Source organism: Nitrosomonas supralitoralis, assembly GCF_003011925.2.
GTDB lineage: Bacteria > Pseudomonadota > Gammaproteobacteria > Burkholderiales > Nitrosomonadaceae > Nitrosomonas > Nitrosomonas supralitoralis.
In genome coordinates, this window is sequence record NZ_PXXU01000165.1 from 1 (window position 1) to 938 (window position 938).

The following is a 938-nucleotide window of genomic DNA, read 5'->3' on the forward strand; positions in this document are numbered from 1 at the left end:
GGATTGATCGATAGTTATCAACTGGATAAATAATGCTCACAAAATCAGACTTCCAGAAAGCGATTGCTGACTCGATAACAAATTATCCAGATATCGCCGCGCTTTATCAGGCCGGTGATCCGCGCATAATCCAGAACCTTGATGCCATGGCCGCAATGCTGGCCATGTTTTCTTCTCAATTAGAGACTGCGATGGCAGAGCCGTTTGAGAAGGTGCGTGATGGTACCGTTTTAGCGGATGCCGCGTTGCGCGGAGTGATACGCAAAGCAAGTCCTGGGCGCGTCAGGCTGTCGGTTAAAAATAACAATCCCACCGCATTCACGGTAGATACTGGAAGAACAATTATTGATTCTACCGGGCTACCTTACATCATCGAAACCACAGCCATTATCGCTGCGGGTGCCACCGGCACGGTTGACGCCATTCAATTGAGGCGAGAAATCGTAAATCATACTGTCTCCGGCAGCGTTCCTTTCTATCCGATAGAGATACCCGCCGCAACCGATGACAGCCACTTGAGCGGAATATCTGTTAGCGATTCAGGTGGAGAGTACGTTTATCGTGAGAGATACACGAATACATGGCCTGGTGAGCGTGTTTTCCACGTTGAGGCGGATGACAGGCAAAGTATTTATGTGCGCTTCGGACAGACTGATATTGTTGGCGTGCAACCGGCAAACGGCAAAGTCATTAAATTGACTATCTCTCGAACCATGGGCGAGATATCGCCAACGGCTGGCTCACCATTTTCATTTGAATACCTGAATTCGCCTAAAGAATTGCTGGTTAATATGACCATGAATACCCTTCTCGAAAAAGGTCAGAATCCACCAAGCATGACCGTTCTGCGCGATCTTGTTAAGTACCCTTCTGTCTACAATCACAATGCGGTATTCCTGGGTGAATTCGATTTCGTGGTGCGGCGTGCGTACAGTAAT

The 938-nt window shown here is 48.2% G+C and carries 1 protein-coding gene; it reads left to right on the top strand.

Going from position 1 to position 938, the window contains the following annotated elements:
* Nucleotides 1-32: 32 nt before the first annotated feature.
* On the top strand, nucleotides 33-938 hold a 906-nt coding region (locus C7H79_RS17220; RefSeq protein WP_197714679.1), incomplete at its 3' end, for a hypothetical protein.